Annotated in this window: 3 protein-coding genes; all 3 read left to right on the top strand. The window is 65.4% G+C overall.

Translation table 11 applies throughout. The annotated features are described in order from the left end of the window. The first annotated feature begins 26 nt into the window (after positions 1-26). The 3 genes from FEM01_RS14735 to FEM01_RS14725 all read left to right on the top strand — a co-directional run bounded on the left by FEM01_RS14735 (position 27) and on the right by FEM01_RS14725 (position 18,131). On the top strand, positions 27-12,974 hold the full coding sequence (locus FEM01_RS14735) for a non-ribosomal peptide synthetase (RefSeq protein ID WP_138220219.1): 12,948 nt from the start codon (positions 27-29) through the stop codon (positions 12,972-12,974). Between the two features lie 334 nt (positions 12,975-13,308). After that, positions 13,309-17,811, top strand: coding sequence for an RHS repeat-associated core domain-containing protein (locus FEM01_RS14730; protein WP_138220218.1), 4,503 nt, complete (start codon positions 13,309-13,311; stop codon positions 17,809-17,811). Then, complete coding sequence (locus FEM01_RS14725) at positions 17,808-18,131, top strand: hypothetical protein (RefSeq protein WP_138220217.1); 324 nt, start codon at positions 17,808-17,810, stop codon at positions 18,129-18,131. Before FEM01_RS14730 ends, FEM01_RS14725 begins: the two co-directional genes overlap by 4 nt. Positions 18,132-18,170 lie beyond the last annotated feature (39 nt).

The raw sequence follows: 18,170 nt of genomic DNA, 5'->3' as shown, positions 1-18,170 counted from the left end.
CACCCAGACACTGGCAGGAACATTCCATGACGGACGCCTTCGAACTCCCGCACTCGCTGGTCCAGGCCTTGGCGCAGCGCGCCGCGCGCACCCCGGAGCGCATCGCCTTGCGCTTTCTGGCGGATGCGCCTGGCGAGCAGGCCGTGCTCAGCTACCGGGACCTGGACCTGCGGGCGCGCACCATCGCTGCCGCGTTGCAGGCCCGCGCCGGCTTCGGTGAGCGTGCCGTGCTGCTGTTCCCCAGCGGGCCCGACTACGTCGCAGCGTTCTTCGGTTGCCTGTATGCCGGGGTGATCGCGGTGCCGGCCTATCCACCGGAGTCTGCTCGTCAGCACCATCAGCAGCGTCTGCTGTCGATCATCGATGACGCCGAACCGCGGCTGTTGCTGACGGTGGAGGCGCTGCGCGAAACCTTGCAGGGGCTCGACGCCCTGGCCGGCGACGACGCCCCGGCACTGCTGGCGGTGGACCGCCTGGAGCCAGCGCTGGCCGAGCAGTGGCAGGCACCCACCTTGACTGGCGATGACATCGCCTTCTTGCAGTACACCTCCGGGTCCACGGCGTTGCCCAAGGGCGTGCAGGTCAGTCACGGCAACCTGGTGGCCAACGAGCAACTGATTCGCCACGGCTTCGGCATCGATCTGAACCCGGACGATGTCATCGTCAGCTGGCTGCCGCTGTACCATGACATGGGCCTGATCGGCGGCCTCTTGCAACCCATCTTCAGCGGCGTGCCGTGCGTGCTGATGTCGCCGGGCTACTTCCTCGCCCGCCCGCAGCGTTGGTTGCAGGCCATCAGCGATTACCGCGGCACGATCAGCGGCGGCCCGGACTTCGCCTATCGCCTTTGCAGCGAGCGGGTCAGCGAGGCGGCCATGGCCGGGCTCGACCTCAGCCACTGGCGCGTGGCGTACTCAGGCTCCGAGCCGATTCGCCAGGACAGCCTTGACACCTTCGCCGACAAATTCGCCGCCTGTGGCTTCGATGCCGGCAGCTTCTTCGCCAGCTACGGCTTGGCCGAAGCCACCTTGTTCGTCAGTGGCAGCCGCCGTGGCCAGGGCATTGCTGCGCTTGAACTGGATGCCGCGGCGTTCGCCGCCAACCGCGCAGAACCGGGCCAGGGCAGTGTGCTGATGAGTTGCGGCTATCCGCAGCCGGACCACCCGGTACGTATCGTCGAGCCGCAGCAATTGGTCGTGCTGGGCGACAATCAGGTGGGCGAGATCTGGTCCGCAGGCCCGAGTGTGGCGCGCGGCTACTGGCGCAACCCCGAGGCCAGCGCACGCACGTTCGTCCAGATGGACGGCCAGACTTGGCTGCGCACTGGCGACCTGGGCTTCATGCGCGATGGCGAAGTGTTCGTGACCGGACGCCTGAAGGACATGCTGATCGTGCGTGGCCAGAACCTCTACCCGCAGGACCTGGAAAAGACCTTAGAGCGCGAAGTGGATCTGCTACGCAAGGGCCGGGTGGCGGTGTTCGCGGTCGATGACCAAGGCGAGGAGGGCATTGGTATTGCGGTCGAGATCAGCCGCAACGTGCAGAAGGCGCATGCGCCCAACGCGCTGATCGACACCCTGCGCCGGGTGATCGCCGACGCCTGCCGCCAGGCCCCGGCGGTGGTGCTGTTGCTCAACCCGGGCGCCTTGCCCAAGACCTCCAGCGGCAAGCTGCAACGCTCGGCGTGCCGCCTGCGTATGGATGACGGCAGCCTGGACTGCTATGCGCGCTTCGCGGCCAAGCCGGTCGCGCAAGCCGAGCACACTCAGGGCGATCAGTTGCAGGCGCGGATCGCCGGCCTCTGGTGTGAACTGCTCAAGGTCCAGGCGGTGGCAGCCGATGACCATTTCCTGCTGCTGGGCGGCAACTCGATCGTCGCCACCCAGGTAACGGCGCGCCTGGCCGATGAGCTGGGTATCCCGCTCAGCCTGCGCACCCTGTTCGAAGCCCCGACCTTGGCCGAGTACAGCGCCGCCGTTGCGGCCATTCTTGCCGAGGGCAGCAGCGCTGTAGGTGTCATTGCGCATCAGGCGCGTGACCAGGCCTTGCCACAGTCGCTGGCACAAAACCGCCTGTGGCTGCTGTGGCAACTGGAGCCACAGTCGGCTGCCTACAACATCCCAGCTGGCCTGCACCTGCGCGGCGAGCTGGACGAAGCGGCGCTGCAAGCCTGCTTCCAGGCTCTGGTCGAGCGCCACGAATCGCTGCGCACGCTGTTCGACGAGATCGACGGCCAGGCCGTGCAGCGCATTCTGCCGAATCTGTCGTTCAGCCTGCGTCACCTGGACCTCGAAGGCCACTCGCCCGCCGAGGTCAGTGCACGCCGGGAAGATGAAGCCCAGCAGCCGTTCGACCTGCGTCAAGGCCCTCTGTTGCGGGTGACCCTGGTGCGCCTGGACGATGAAGAACACCAACTGTGGGTGACCCTGCACCACATCATCGCTGACGGTTGGTCGCTGAATATCCTGCTGGACGAGTTCGCCCGCCTGTATGCCGCGCCAGGCCAGGTTGTACAACTGCCGGAACTGCCGTTGGGCTACGCCGACCATGGTCAGTGGCAGCGCCAGTGGCTGGCCGACGGCCAGAGCGCCCGCCAGCTCGCGTACTGGAAAGACAAGCTCGGTGACACGTTGCCGGTGCTCGACCTGTGCACCGATCAGCCGCGTGCCAGCCAGCAGCACACCCGCGCCGCGCGTCACCACGTCAGGGTGCCGAGTGCACTCAGCACGGCGCTCAACGGCCTGGCCCGCGACCAACAGGCCACACTGTTCATGGTGCTGTTGGCCGGCTGGCAGGCGCTGCTGCATCGCTACACCGGGCAGGGCGATATCCGTGTCGGCGTACCCAACGCCAACCGCCCGCGCCTGGAAACTCAGGGCATGGTCGGTTTCTTCATCAACACCCAGGTGCTGCGTGCCGAGCTTGACGGGCGGCTGCCGTTCGAGCAGTTGCTGGCGCAGGTCCGCCAGACCACCCTCGAGGCCCAGGCGCATCAGGACCTGCCATTCGAGCAACTGCTCGAAGCGTTGCCCCAGGCCCGGGAGCAGGGGCTGTTCCAGGTCATGTTCAACCACCAGCAGCGTGACCTCTCGGCCCTGCGCCGCTTGCCCGGCCTGCTCGCCGAAGAGCTGCCGTGGCACAGCCGTGAAGCCAAGTTCGACCTGCAACTGCACAGCGAGGAAGATCACCAAGGCCGTCTGACCCTGGCCTTCGACTACGCTGCCGGCCTGTTCGAAGCCAGCACCGTCAAGCGCCTGGCCGCTCATCTGCTGGCATTGCTCGAGCAGGTCTGCGCCCAGCCGCAATTGCCCCTGGGCCAAGTACGCTTGCTCGAGGCGCAGGAACAGGCGCAACTGTTGGCCTGGGGTCAGGCGCCTGCGCCGGCACCGACGCGTCTGCTGGTGGAGCAACTCAACGAACAAGCGCGCCTGACCCCCGAGCGCATCGCGCTGGTGTGGGAAGGTGGCCAGCTCGACTACGCAAGCCTGCACCAGCAGGCCAACCGCCTGGCTCACTACCTGCGCGACAAGGGCGTTGGCCCGGACACTTGCGTGGCCATCGCCCTGCAACGCTCGCCGCAACTGCTGGTGGGCCTGTTGGCGATCCTCAAGGCCGGCGGCGCCTACGTGCCGCTGGATGTCGACTACCCGACCGAGCGCCTGGCCTACATGCTCAGTGACTGCCGTGCGAGCCTGCTGCTCAGCGACAGCGCGTTGCTCGACGGATTGCCCCAGGTCGAAGGGGTTGGCGCCATCGCCCTCGATCAACTGCACTTGGACAGCTGGCCAAGCCAGGCGCCAGGCCTGCACCTGCACGGCGACAACCTCGCCTATGTGATCTACACCTCAGGGTCCACCGGCCAACCTAAAGGGGTCGGCAACACCCACGCCGCCCTGGCCGAGCGCTTGCAGTGGATGCAGGCGACCTACGCGCTGAACGACAGCGATGTGCTGATGCAGAAGGCCCCGATCAGTTTCGATGTGTCGGTGTGGGAGTGCTTCTGGCCGCTGCTGACCGGCTGCAAGCTGGTGCTGGCCGGCCCCGGCGAGCACCGCGACCCGCAGCGTATCGCTCAGCTGGTGCAACAGCATCAGGTGACCACACTGCACTTCGTACCGCCGCTGTTGCAGGTGTTCGCCCAGGAGCCATTGGCTGCCGCCTGCACCAGCCTGCGCCGGCTGTTCTCCGGGGGCGAGGCGCTGAGCGCCGCGCTGCGTGACCGGGTGCTGCAACTGCTGCCGCAAGTGCAATTGCACAACCGCTATGGCCCGACCGAAACCGCCATCAACGTCACCCACTGGCACTGCCAGGTAAGCGACGGCGCCCGCTCGCCCATTGGCCAGCCGCTGGGCAACGTGCTGTGCCGGGTGCTGGACGATGAATTCGAACTCACCGCGCCAGGCGTACCCGGTGAGCTGTGCCTGGGTGGGGCGGGCCTGGCGCGTGGCTACCTTGGCCGCCCAGGCCTGACCGCCGAGCGTTTCGTGCCCCAGCCTGACGGCGACGGCACGCGCCTGTACCGCAGCGGCGATCGTGCCCGCTGGCATGTGCGCAGCGGGTCGCTGGATTACCTCGGGCGCCTCGACCAGCAGGTCAAGGTGCGCGGTTTCCGCGTCGAGCCAGAAGAGGTACAGGCCGTGCTGCTGGCCCAGGCCAACGTCGAGCAGGCGCTGGTGCTGATCCACGAGAGCGCCGTGGGCGCCCAGCTGGTCGGCTATTACAGCGGTGTCGAACAGACCGCCGCGCTGCTCGCGGCCCTGGCCGAGCGCCTGCCGGCCTACATGGTGCCGGCCCAGCTGATCCATCTCGCACAGATGCCGTTGGGCCCGAGTGGCAAGGTCGAGCGCAGGGCGCTGCCGGCGCCGGTCTGGCAGCAGCGCGAGCACCTCGCCCCGCAAACCGCGCTGCAACAACAGGTCGCGGCGATCTGGTGCGAGGTGCTGAACCTGCCGCAGGTTGGCCTGCACGATGACTTCTTCGCCTTGGGTGGCCACTCGCTGCTGGCCACCCAGATCGTCTCGCGCACCCGGCAGGCGCTGGATGTCGAATTGCCGCTCAAGGCCTTGTTCGATGCCAGCGTGCTGGGCGCCTTCTGCGCTGAAGTCGAACACCTGCAACGCAGCGGCGCGCGCAACCTGCAAGGCCAGATCGCACGCATCGACCGCCGCCAGGCCGTACCGCTGTCGTACTCCCAGCAGCGCATGTGGTTCCTCTGGCAAATGGAACCTGACAGCCCCGCCTACAACGTCGGCGGCATGGCACGGCTGCGCGGCGCGCTACATGTGGATGCGTTCGAGCGCGCCCTGCAAGCGCTGATCGTGCGTCACGAGACCCTGCGCACGACGTTCCCGAGCATCGGCGGCAAGCCTTACCAGTGCGTGGCCGATGACACTCATCTGCAACTGCAATGGCACGATTTCAGCGCCGACCCAGCCGCCGTGCGGCAACAGCGCCTGCAAGCACTTGCCGACGATCAGGCGCACCAGCCGTTCGACCTGGAACACGGGCCGCTGCTCCGTGCGTGCCTGGTCAAGGCCGATGAGCGCGAACACTACTTCGTGCTGACCCTGCACCACATCGTCACCGAAGGCTGGGCCATGGACATCTTCGCCCGCGAGCTGGGCGAACTCTACGAAGCCTTCGTCGATGAGCGCGAGTCGCCCCTGGCGCCGCTGCCGGTGCAGTACCTGGACTACAGCGTGTGGCAACGCCAGTGGCTGGAAGGCGGGGAAGGCGAGCGTCAGTTGGCCTACTGGAAACAGCGCCTGGGCGATGAGCATCCGGTGTTGGCGCTGCCGGCCGACCGTCCGCGTCCGGCAGTGCAGAGCCACCGTGGCGCACTGTATCGCTTCGATCTGGATCCGGCGCTGGTCAAGCGCGTGCACGCCTTCAACAGTCAGCGCGGCCTGACCCTGTTCATGACCATGACCGCCACCCTGGCAGCGCTGTTGCACCGCTACAGCGGCCAGCGCGACCTGCGCATCGGGGCGCCGGTGGCCGGGCGTATCCGCCCGGAAAGCGAAGGGCTGATCGGGGCCTTCCTCAATACCCAGGTGCTGCGTTGCGAGTTGGACGGGCAGATGCGCGTCAGCGCGCTGCTCGAACAGGTACGCCAGACCCTCATCGACGCTCAGTCGCACCAGGACCTGCCGTTCGATCAACTGGTCGAGGCCTTGCAGCCACCACGCTCCAGCGCCTACAACCCGCTGTTCCAGGTGATGTGCAACGTACAGCGCTGGGCCTTCCAGCAGAGCCGCACACTGGCGGGCATGCAGGTGGACTACCTGGTCAACGACGCCAGTGCCACCAAGTTCGACCTGTACCTGGAAGTGACCGACCTCGACGGGCGCCTGGGCTGCTGCTTCACCTACAGCCGCGACCTGTTCGACGAGCCGCGCATCGCGCGCATGGCCGAACACTGGCAACAGTTGCTGGTCGCGCTGCTGGAAGATCCGCAGCAGCGTCTGTGCGAACTGCCGATGCTGGACCCGGCCGAGCAGCAGGTGCTGATCGGCCAGTTGCAGGGCGAGCAGGATTTGGCCCTCGATCAGACGCTGCATGGCCTGTTCGCGGCCCAGGTTGAACGCACCCCGCAGGCCTTGGCGCTGACCTTCGCAGGTCGCCACTTGAGCTACGCCGAGCTGGACCAGCAGGCCAATCGCCTGGCCCGTGCCCTGCGCGAGCGCGGTGTCGGCCCGCAGGTGCGGGTTGGCTTGGCGCTGGAACGTTCGCTGGAGATGGTGGTGGGCCTTCTGGCGATCCTCAAGGCCGGTGGCGCCTACGTGCCGCTCGACCCCGAGTACCCGCTGGACCGCCTGCGCTACATGATCGAGGACAGCCGCCTGGGCCTGCTGATCGGCCAGCGCAGGCTGCTCGATGCCCTTGGCGCATTGCCTGAAGGCACCGCCCGCTGGTGCCTGGAAGACGATGCCGCTGCGCTTGCGGCTTACAGCCATGCGCCGCTGGACAACCTCAACGTACCGCAGCACCAGGCTTATCTGATCTACACCTCCGGTTCCACCGGCAAGCCCAAAGGGGTGGTGGTCAGTCATGGCGAGATCGCCATGCACTGCCAGGCGGTGATCGCCGAGTTCGGCATGCGCAGCGACGATTGTGAGCTGCACTTCTATTCGATCAACTTCGACGCTGCCAGCGAACGCCTGCTCACGCCGCTGCTGTGCGGTGCCCGCGTGGTGCTGCGTGCCCAGGGCCAATGGGGCGCCGAAGAGATCTGCGAGCTGGTGCGCGAGCAGCAGGTGAGCATCTTAGGCTTCACCCCAAGCTACGGCAGCCAGCTGGCCCAGTACCTGGCTGGCCAAGGCGCGCAACTGCCGGTGCGCTTGGTGATCACGGGGGGAGAGGCGCTGACCGGCGAGCACCTGCAACGCATCCGCCAGGCCTTTGCCCCGCAGCAGTTCTTCAATGCCTATGGTCCCACCGAAACCGTGGTGATGCCGCTGGCGTGCCTGGCGCCGGACGAGCTACCTGCCGACGCCGGCAGCGTGCCGATCGGCCGGCTGATCGGTGCGCGTACCGGCTACATCCTCGACGAGGACCTGGCGCTGCTGCCGCAGGGCGGCATTGGCGAGTTGTATGTGGGCGGCGCGGGCCTGGCCCAGGGGTATCACGACCGTCCAGGTCTGAGCGCCGAGCGCTTCGTCGCCGACCCATTCAGCCACGACGGCGGGCGTCTGTACCGCACCGGGGACTTGGTGCGGCTGCGCGCCGATGGTTTGGTGGAATACATCGGCCGTGCTGACCAGCAGGTGAAGATTCGCGGCTTCCGCATCGAGTTGGGCGAGATCGAGAGCCGCCTGCACGCGCATGCCGATGTCGAGGAGGCCGTGGTGCTGGCCCTGGATCTGCCCGGCGGCAAGCAACTGGTGGGTTACCTGGTGTGCCAACAGGCCAGCGCCGACAGCCAGGCCCAGGCCGCACTGCGCGAGGCGGTCAAGGCCGAGGCTCGCCAGCACCTGCCGGACTACATGGTGCCGGCGCACCTGATGCTGCTCGAACGCCTGCCGCTGATGGGCAATGGCAAGCTCGACCGCCGCGCGTTGCCAGCCCCGGACCTCGACCAGGCGCGCCAGCATTACCAGGCACCGGCCAATGTGCTGCAAGAGCAGCTGGCGCAGATCTGGCGCGAGGTGCTCAACCTGCCGCGTATCGGTGTGCAGGACAACTTCTTCGAACTCGGGGGCGACTCGATCCTGTCGATCCAGGTGGTCAGCCGCGCGCGCCAACTGGGGCTGCAATTCACTCCGCGCGATCTGTTCCAGCACCAGACCATTCAGACCCTGGCTGCGGTGGTCACCCACAGCGAGGCGCCGAGCCTGATCGAGCAGGGCGCGCGCCAGGGCCGCACAGGGCTGACACCGATCCAGCATTGGTTCTTCGACAGCGAAGTGCCGCAGCCGCAACACTGGAACCAGGCGGTGCTGTTACAGGTACGTCAGCCACTGAATGCCGACATACTGGAACAGGCGTTGGGCGCGCTGGTGCAACATCACGACAGCCTGCGCCTGCGCTTCAGCCAGACCCAGGGATACTGGCAGGCCGAATATGCCCAGCCATTGCCGCACGCGTTGTTGTGGCGCGCCAACGTCAGCGACTTCGACGACTGCCAGGCGTTATACACCGATGTGCAGCGCAGCCTCGACCTTGCCGAAGGCCCGCTGTTGCGTGCGTTGCTGGTAAGCGACGCACAGGGCGCCCAGCGCCTGTTGCTGGCGATCCACCATTTGGTGGTGGACGGTGTGTCGTGGCGGGTGCTGCTGGAAGACTTGCAGGCCCTGTACCGTGGCCACACGCTCGCCGCCAAGACCCACGCCATGGGCGATTGGGCCGCGCGTCTGGCGACCTATGCTGGCAGCGATTCGCTGCGTGACGAGCTGGGCTGGTGGGAAGGGCAACTGAGCCACGTGCGCCACGAACTGCCGTGCGATCACCCGCAAGGTGGCAACCTGCATCGGCATGCCCACACGCTGGCCATCGGTCTTGATGTGGAGCAGACCCGTCAGTTGCTGCAACAGGCGCCGGCGGCCTACCACACTCAGGTCAACGATTTGCTGCTGACCGCCCTGGCCCGTACCCTGTGCCGCTGGAGTGGGGATCAGCAGGTCCTGGTACAGCTGGAAGGGCATGGTCGCGATGGGCTGTTCGAGGACATGGACCTGACCCGCAGCGTCGGTTGGTTCACCAATGCCTATCCGCTGAGCCTGAGCCCGCAGATGGGCGATGCTGACGCTGACCGCGCAGCATCCATCAAGCGCATCAAGGAGCAGCTGCGCCAGGTGCCGCACAAAGGCCAGGGCTATGGCGTGCTGCGCTACCTGGCCGATGCGGCCGCGCGCGAGCGCATGGCGGCGCTGCCGCAGGCGCGTATCACCTTCAACTACCTGGGGCAGTTCGACCAACAGTTCGACAGCGCAGCGTTGTTCCAGCCGCTGGATGTCGCGTCGGGGCTGGCCCACGACCTGGATGCACCGTTACCCAACTGGCTCAGCGTCGATGGCCAGGTGTACCGCGGCGCCCTGCAACTGCGTTTGAGCTTCAGCCGCGAACGCTATGAAGAAGCGACCATCGCCGCGCTGGCCGAGGCTTATCGCCAAGAGTTGTTGGCCTTGGTCGCGCACTGCTTGGTTGAGGGCAATGGCAGCTTCACCCCATCGGACTTCCCGTTGGCCCAACTGACCCAGGAGCAGATCGACGCGCTGCCAGTACCGGCTGCGCAGATCGAGGATGTCTACCCGCTGACGCCGATGCAGGAGGGCCTGCTGCTGCACACGCTGCTCGAGCCCGGCACCGGCCTGTACTACATGCAGGACCGCTACCGGATCAACAGCGCGCTCGACCCTGAACGCTTCGCCCAGGCCTGGCAGGCCGTGGTGGCGCGGCATGAGGCCTTGCGCGCGTCGTTCAGCTGGAACGCGGGCGAAGCGATGTTGCAGATCATCCACAAGCCGGGCAACTTGCCGCTGGACTACCAGGATTGGCGCGGCGTCGACGAGACAGCCCAGGAAGCGCGCCTGCAAGCGCTGCACAAGCAGGAGCGCGAGGCGGGCTTCGAGCTGCTGCGCGAAGCCCCGTTCCACCTGCGCCTGGTGCGCGTGGATGAGGCGCGCTACTGGTTCATGATGAGCAACCACCACATCCTCATCGATGCCTGGTGCCGTTCGCTGCTGATGAACGACTTCTTCGAGATCTACCAGGCTCTCGGCGAGGGGCGTCAGGCCCAGTTGCCGGTGCCGCCGCGCTACCGCGACTACATTGGCTGGCTGCAACGCCAGGACCTCAACGAGGCGCGCCAGTGGTGGCAGGACAACCTCGCCGGTTTCGAGCGGGCCACGGCGATTCCAAGCGACCGCCCGCTGCGCCATGACCACGCTGGCGACGGGATGCGGGTGGGGGACTGCTACACCCGCCTGGACAGTCGCGACGGTGCCCGTCTGCGCGAGCTGGCCCAGGCCCACCAGTTGACCGTCAACACCTTTGCCCAGGCGGCATGGGCCCTGACCCTGGCGCGCTACAGCGGCGAGCGCGACGTGGTGTTCGGCGTAACCGTGGCCGGGCGCCCGGTCAGCCTGCCGCAGATGCAGCGTACCGTGGGCCTGTTCATCAACAGTATCGCCTTGCGCGTGCAACTGCCGCAGCCGGGCGAGCGCAGCAGCGTGCGCCAATGGCTGCAAGGCTTGCTGGAGCGCAACATGCAGCTGCGCGAGTACGAATACCTGCCGCTGGTGGCGATCCAGGCATGCAGCGAGCTGCCCAAGGGCCAGCCGTTGTTCGACAGCCTGTTCGTGTTCGAGAACGCCCCGGTGGAAACCGCCGTGCTCGACCACGCCCAGCACCTGAATGCCAGCTCCGACTCGGGCCGTACCCACACCAACTTCCCGCTGACCGCCGTCTGCTACCCAGGCGATGACCTGGGCCTGCACCTGTCGTTCGACCAACGCTACTTCGACTACCCGACCGTCGAGCGTCTGCTCGGCGAATTCAAACGCTTGCTGCTGGCGCTGGTGGAAGGCTTCGACGGGCAGCTGGATGCCTTGCCGCTGCTGGGCGCCGACGAGCAGCGCTTTCTGCTCGAAGACTGCAACCGCAGCGAACATGCCTATCCGCTTGAAAGCAGCTACGTCGAGCTGTTCGAGGCGCAGGTGGCCGCGCACCCTGAACGTACCGTCGCGCGCTGCCTGGACGCCTCGTTCGACTACGCCGGGCTGAACCTGGCCGCCAACCGCCTGGGGCATGCCTTGGTGACCGCAGGGGTGGCCATCGACCAGCCAGTAGCGCTACTGGCAGAGCGTGGCCTGGCGCTGCTCGGCATGATCGTCGGCAGCTTCAAGGCCGGCGCCGGCTACCTGCCGCTTGACCCTGGCTTGCCAGCGGCACGCCTGCAACGCATCGTCGAGCTTAGCCGCACGCCGGTGCTGGTGTGCAGCGCGGCCTGCGCCGAACAGGCGCGGCAGTTGCTGGATGAAGTGGCGGGTGCGGTGCGGCCGAAACTGCTGGTTTGGGAGCAGGTGCAGGCCAGCAACGTGGCCAGCACCAATCCAGGCATCTACAGCACGGCGGACAACCTCGCCTACGTGATCTACACCTCCGGCTCCACCGGCCTGCCCAAGGGCGTGATGGTCGAGCAGCGCGGCATGCTCAACAATCAGCTGAGCAAGGTGCCGTACCTGGCCCTGAGCGAGCGCGACGTGATCGCCCAGACCGCGTCGCAGAGCTTCGATATCTCGGTCTGGCAGTTCCTCGCCGCGCCGTTGTTCGGCGCCACCGTTGAGATCGTACCGAACGCCATCGCGCATGATCCGCAAGGCCTGCTGGCGCATGTACAGGCAACCGGCATCAGCGTGCTGGAGAGCGTGCCGTCGTTGATCCAGGGCATGCTGGCGGGCGACCACCAGGCGCTGGACGGCCTGCGCTGGATGCTGCCGACTGGCGAGGCGATGCCGCCTGAGCTGGCGGCGCAGTGGCTGCAACGTTACCCGGCAATCGGCCTGGTCAACGCCTACGGCCCGGCAGAATGCTCCGACGACGTGGCCTTCTTCCGCGTCGATCCAGCCTCGACCCAGGGCAGCTACCTGCCGATCGGCACGCCGACCGACAACAACCGCCTGTACCTGCTGGGTGAAGACCAGGCGCTGGTGCCGCTGGGCGCGGTCGGTGAGTTGTGCGTCGCCGGCACGGGTGTTGGCCGCGGCTATGTGGGCGATCCGCTGCGCACAGCGCAAGCGTTCATCCCACACCCGTTCGGCGCGCCGGGCGAACGTCTGTACCGCACCGGCGACCTGGCACGCCGGCGTACGGACGGGGTGTTGGAGTACGTCGGGCGTATCGACCATCAAGTGAAGATCCGTGGTTATCGCATCGAACTGGGCGAGATCGAGGCCCGCCTGCACGAGCAGCCTGAGTTGCGCGATGCGGCGGTCGGGGTGCAGGAAGGCGCCAACGGCAAGCACTTGGTCGGCTACCTGGTCGCGCATCACGGCGTTGCCGCCGACGCTGCGCTGCTCGATCGGCTCAAGCAGCGTCTGCGCGCCGAGCTACCGGAGTACATGGTGCCGCTGCACTGGGGCTGGTTCGACAGCCTGCCGCACAACGCTAATGGCAAGCTTGACCGCAAGGCCCTGCCAGCCATCGACATCGGTGGTCAGCACAGCCAGGACTACCTAGCGCCGCGTGACGAGCTGGAGCAAACCCTGGCCGGTATCTGGGCCGATGTGCTCAAGCGCGAGCGGGTCGGGGTACGCGACAACTTCTTCGAACTCGGCGGGCATTCGCTGCTGGCCACGCAGATCGCCTCGCGGGTGCAGAAGGCGTTGCAACTGAACGTGCCGCTGCGGGCGATGTTCGAGTGCAGCACGGTGGAGGCGCTGGCGGACTACGTGCGCGGGCTGCAAGACAGTGCGCTGGATGAGGACAAGGTGGATCGGTTGAGTGATCTGATGGCGGAGTTGGAGGCGCTGTAACGATCCTAGGTTGGCTACTTGAGACGGCCTGCTTACGGTGTTATCCGCAAGCAGGCCGTTTCATTTGGTGCAAGACGCTCTCATAAAACTTCACATAACTTGTTGGTTTAGCAGAGATCTGTGGGAGCGGGCTTGCCCGCGAACACCGGCGTAGCCGGTGCCATCCACCGAGTCGCTTGCTTCGCGGGCAAGTCGGGGCGCCGAACCGCCGCTCCCACAGGGCGGTGGTGCGTTTGCCAATCCGAGATTGGCATTTCGCCAGCATGTGACGCTTTCGCCCACAGTGCTACCCTGCGCGCCTTCACAGTCGCCCTGCGCAAGGACTCCCGCTGTCATGGACGATAGCCTGCACGCCGCCCGTGAGGGCGATCTCATTCTGCATCCGCCATTGGCCGCCGAACTGGTCAGTGGCCTGGTGGAGGCAGCGGTGTATGCGGTTGCTGTCGCTGCCGTCGGTGCTGCCATCGGCGGTGCGGTGGTGGCGGTGGTCGGTACCGGCGGCGCGGCTACTGTGCTCACGCCGTTGGTCGCCGGGGCCCTGGTCAGCGCCGCAGCCATGCTGCCGGCAGGCGAAGACAAGCACATTGGCGATCACATCAGCGACTTTAGCAACTGGGTCGGCAATTCGATGTTCCCGCCCGAGCCCTACGGCAAGATCAGCAGCGGCTCACCTGACACCTACATCAATGGCATCGCAGCGGCCCGCGCCGCAGGCATACCAGGGGTGCCCGAAGCTGAACCTGCGCAGGCCGAAGAACCCTCCATCCTGGAAAACATCGGCAGCTATGCCATGCTCGCCGCAGGCATGGTGCTGCCGGTGGTGGGCCTGGCCCAGGAAATCCACGGCATCTTCAACCCGCCAGTGACCACGCCAGCAGCACCGGGCTCGGTGGAGGCGCCTGGGGACACGGCCAAGTGCAGCAAGCACCCGCCCAGCCCCGAACAGTTCGTTGCCCAGGGCTCGGACAAAGTCTTCATCAACGGCCAACCCGCCGCTCGGGTGGGGGACAAGACCACCTGCGATGGCCCCATCGGCATGCAGTTCTCGCCCAACGTGCGTATCGGCGGCGGCACGCTCACGGTGCGTGACATCCATGACGGCAAGAGTGCGGCGGCGAAGATCATTGGCTTGATCGCCGGCATGCTGCTGACTCGCCGTGGCGGTAAGGCTCGGCCCAAGCCACGCAAGGCACCGAAGCCGAAATCGACGATCATCAAGTGCGTGGGGCGACCCGTGGTGGTGTCCAGTGGCGCCAAGCTGCTCGATGGCGCGGTGTTCGGCAAGGGCTGGAGCCTGCCCTATGAGGTGCGCCTGGAGCGTGTCGCCCATCCCGAAGGCGGGGAACTCTGGGTGTACGTCGATGAGGAGGGCATCCGCATCGAGCTGGGCCGGTTGCAGGTCGGCAGCGCCTTCGTCAGCAGCCTCGACGGGCTGGCGTTCTTTCATCAGGACCATGACGTGACCGTGGTCGAGGACATCTACAGCGGCCTGTATCAGGTGTTCCGGCCCGATCCCCACGATGGCCGGCGTTCGCGCCTAGTGCAATTGGGCGACCGCAACCTCAACCGGCTGGAGGTGTTGTACGACGCTGAGGGGCGCTTGCAGCGGCTGGTTGACCACTTCGCCGGCAACGGAGTCGAATTGTGTTACGCGGCGCAGCATCGGCGTCGGGTCAGCGAAGTCCGTCGGCTGTACCTGCGGCCTGGCGATGGCTTGGAGGTACTGCGTCACGAAACACTCGCTCGCTACGCCCACACACCGGCTGGGCAGTTGCGCGAGGTGCGCGGCCCTGGGGGTGAGGTACTGCGCCGCTTCAGCTATACCGACGACGGCCTTATGGCCAGCCAGACGCTTGCCAATGGCGCGGTGTTCCACTACCAGTGGCAGCGTTTCGATACCTGCCCAAGGCCTGTTCCGGGCTTGCCGCCGTTGCTGGAGCCGCAACCCGAGCATGAATGGCGGGTAGTCCGGCACTGGAGTGAAGACGGCGAGGACTACCGCTTCAGCTATGACCTGGCCTTGGGACATACCGATGTGGTCGACAGCCTGGGGCGGCGCAATCATTACCAGTGGGGACCGCTGCATGAGGTGCTGCTGCATGTCGATCCGCTCGGTCAGCACTGGCGCGAGGAAGTGGTCAACGGGCAACTGCTGGCCAGCATTGATCCGCAGGGCGCGCAATGGCGCTATGGCTATGACGCGCTCGGGCGCTTGGTCAGTGTTCAGGATCCGCTAGGGCGCAGCGAACTGATTCGCTATACCGAGCACTGGGCCTTGCCTATCCACATCACCGACTTGGGCGGGCGCACCCGGCGCCTCACCTACGACCGCCAAGGCAACTTGACCCGCGATACCGACCCGCTCGGGCGTAGTACGCACCTGGCTTACGATGAGCGTGGCCGGCTGCAATCGATCATCGACCCGCATGGCAAGGTCAAGCGCCTGCAATGGAACGCGTGCGGCCAGTTGTGCCGCTATCAGGACTGCTCCGAGCGCAGCACCCGTTATCTCTATGATGAGCGCGGGCACCTGAGCGAGCTTCACGATGCCAAGGGCGCGCGCACGCGCTATCGCTTCGATGCCCGTGGGCACCTGCTGGAATGCCTACGCCCGGATGGACGGGTGGACCGCTACGAGGTCGATGCGGGCGGGCAGTTGCTGCGTTATGCCGACCCTGCGCAGCACGTCACCCACTGGCAGTACGACGCCCGTGGACGACTGGTCCAGCGCACCGATGCCATGGGCCTGACGCTGCGCTTCACTTGGGATGCGTACGACCGCTTGTTGCAACTGGAGAACGAGAACGGCGAGCACTACCGCTTCCAGTGGGACGCACTCGACCGGCTGAGCGCCCAGCGCAACCTCGATGGCGGTGGCCAACGCTATCACTACGACGCCAGCGGCAACCAGATCCGCGTAGACCTGTATCCCGCCAGCGAGGCTGAAGCGCCGTTCGCCGGCAGCCCGGCAGAGCCTGAGGCCGACATTCAGACCCGCTGGTTCGAGCATGACCAGGTGGGTCGTGTGTGCCGCAAACGCACCGCTGATGGCGTCACGGCGTATGCCTACGATACGGCCGACAACCTGTTGTCGGTCAGCTTTACCGACGCGCAGGGCGCGCAGCAGCGGCTTGCATTCCGTTACGACCTGCTTGGCCAGAGAATCAGCGAAACCTGTGGGGCGGGGGCGCTTGGCTATGGGCATGACGAGTTGGGCAACCTGCAAACCCTGACCCTGCCCGACCAACGTCGCCTCAATTACCTGCACTACGGCAGTGGGCACTTGCACCAGATCAACCTCGACGGCCGGCTGATCTGCGATTTCGAGCGTGATGAACTGCACGCCGAAGTGCTGCGTACCCAAGGCCGCTTGCACACGCGAACCCGTTATGACAGCAGCGGGCGCCTGGTACAAAAAGCCTTGCAGTACCACGACGCGAGCTTGGCGACCCTGGCGTTGCTACAGAAGGACTACCAGTATGACGCCGCCGACAACTTGATCGGCGAAGTCGTGACCCAGACTCAGCGTGCGGGGCGGGGTGCAAGTCGTGATGCCGAGCAAGTCATCGGCCGGTTGCAGGCTGCCGCGCGAGGCGATGGCAGCTTGCAGGCCAGGATTCGCTATGACCATGGCCCGACCGAGCGCATCCATGGCCTGACCCAACACATGCCGGGCGCGCAGGTGGTCGAGCAGTATGGCTACGACAGGGCAGGCAACCTGCTCGACGGCCACGGGCTGGGTGGTGCGGTCAGGCACAACCGGGTCAAGGTGTACCAGGACAAGCGCTATCGCTACGACCGCTTCGGGCGCTTGAGTGAAAAGCGCAGTGGTAGCCGGCTGATCCAGCGCTTCGAATATGACGCTGAACACCGTCTGGTGCGGGTGCATCAACAACGGGGGCAGATCAGCGAGCGGGTCGAGTTCAGCTATGACCCTCTTGGGCGACGCACGCACAAACGCCTTTACCGCGAGGGCTATGACCAGCCGCTGAGTCAGACCGAATTCTTCTGGCAAGGGTTGCGCTTGCTGCAAGAGGTGCAGGACGGCAAGCAGAGCCTGTATGTGTATGTCGACGCCGATAGCTATGAACCCTTGGCGCGTGTTGATGGAGCGCCGGGGCAGGAAGTTGTGCATTACTTCCACACCAACCTCGCCGGGCTACCCGAACAACTGACCGACGAGCAGGGGCTGAGTGTCTGGCACAGCGACTACCAGGCGTGGGGCAGCAGCCGTGAAGAGTGGCACGCGCCGGGACAGAACCGGCAGCAGAACCTGAGGTTCCAAGGGCAGTACCTGGATCGGGAGACGGGGCTGCATTACAACACGTTCCGGTTTTATGATCCGGATGTGGGGCGGTTTACGCAGGCTGACCCGGTCGGATTGGCCGGGGGTATCAACGCGTATCTCTACGGGCCTAATTCCCTGGCCTGGGTCGATCCGCTTGGGCTTACAGCGGAAGATATCTTCATCCACTACACCAACAAGGCAGGGTTTGAGGGCGTGATGAACAGCGGGGTGCTCAAGGCCAACTCCAGCGGCAAAGTCTACGTCACCGATCTGTTGATGACGCCGGATGATGTCTATCGGGATATCCTCATCAACAATCCAATCCATAAAGGACGGGGCGACTATGCCATTGTTTTTAAAGTTGACTCGGTGCAGAAAACCAATATTAGCCTGTCGAGCAGGCTTGAATATATACATGCCGGAAATTTGCGGTTGAAGGATGTCTTGTTTGCTGGCAAGAATCCCTATTCGACCTTCTCCGGGTTGGATTATGATACACGGCTGAAAATGACTGATGTCCAAGTGGCTTCTAGAGGATGTGACCTATGAGTGAGGGGCGTGTTGAGGTGTTGACGAGGGAAGAGGCTAATGCCTTGATCAAAGCGATCTTGTATTTGAAATTTGACTGTCGTGAGCATGAGTCATTGCTGTATGCCGGCAGCCCGTTGATCAATACTTCTCTGGATAAACTCGTGGCTATGCACGGCTATGAGTCTGATTGGGGTAAGGTGTTCGCGACATTGCCGGCAGCGTATGAACAGTTGGTGGAACGTAAAATTGAAAGTTCTGAGAAAGAGAGCGGTGGCGTCTATGATGATGATGTCAGGCAGTTGGTGAAGGCGTACTGCCTTCACCCTTATCTGTATTGATGCATCATGAGGGAACATGGTCGGAAGTAAGTTGCGTTT

It is taken from the genome of Pseudomonas mosselii (genome assembly GCF_005796105.1).
GTDB lineage: Bacteria > Pseudomonadota > Gammaproteobacteria > Pseudomonadales > Pseudomonadaceae > Aquipseudomonas > Aquipseudomonas mosselii_C.
This window is presented reverse-complemented; position numbering and strand designations above follow the sequence as displayed.

Excerpts from the sequence above, each read along its gene's own strand:
- FEM01_RS14735 (WP_138220219.1), top strand. The coding sequence starts at position 27 with ATGACGGACGCCTTCGAACTCCCGCACTCGCTGGTCCAGGCCTTGGCG.
- FEM01_RS14730 (WP_138220218.1), top strand. The coding sequence starts at position 13,309 with ATGGACGATAGCCTGCACGCCGCCCGTGAGGGCGATCTCATTCTGCAT.
- FEM01_RS14725 (WP_138220217.1), top strand. The coding sequence starts at position 17,808 with ATGAGTGAGGGGCGTGTTGAGGTGTTGACGAGGGAAGAGGCTAATGCC.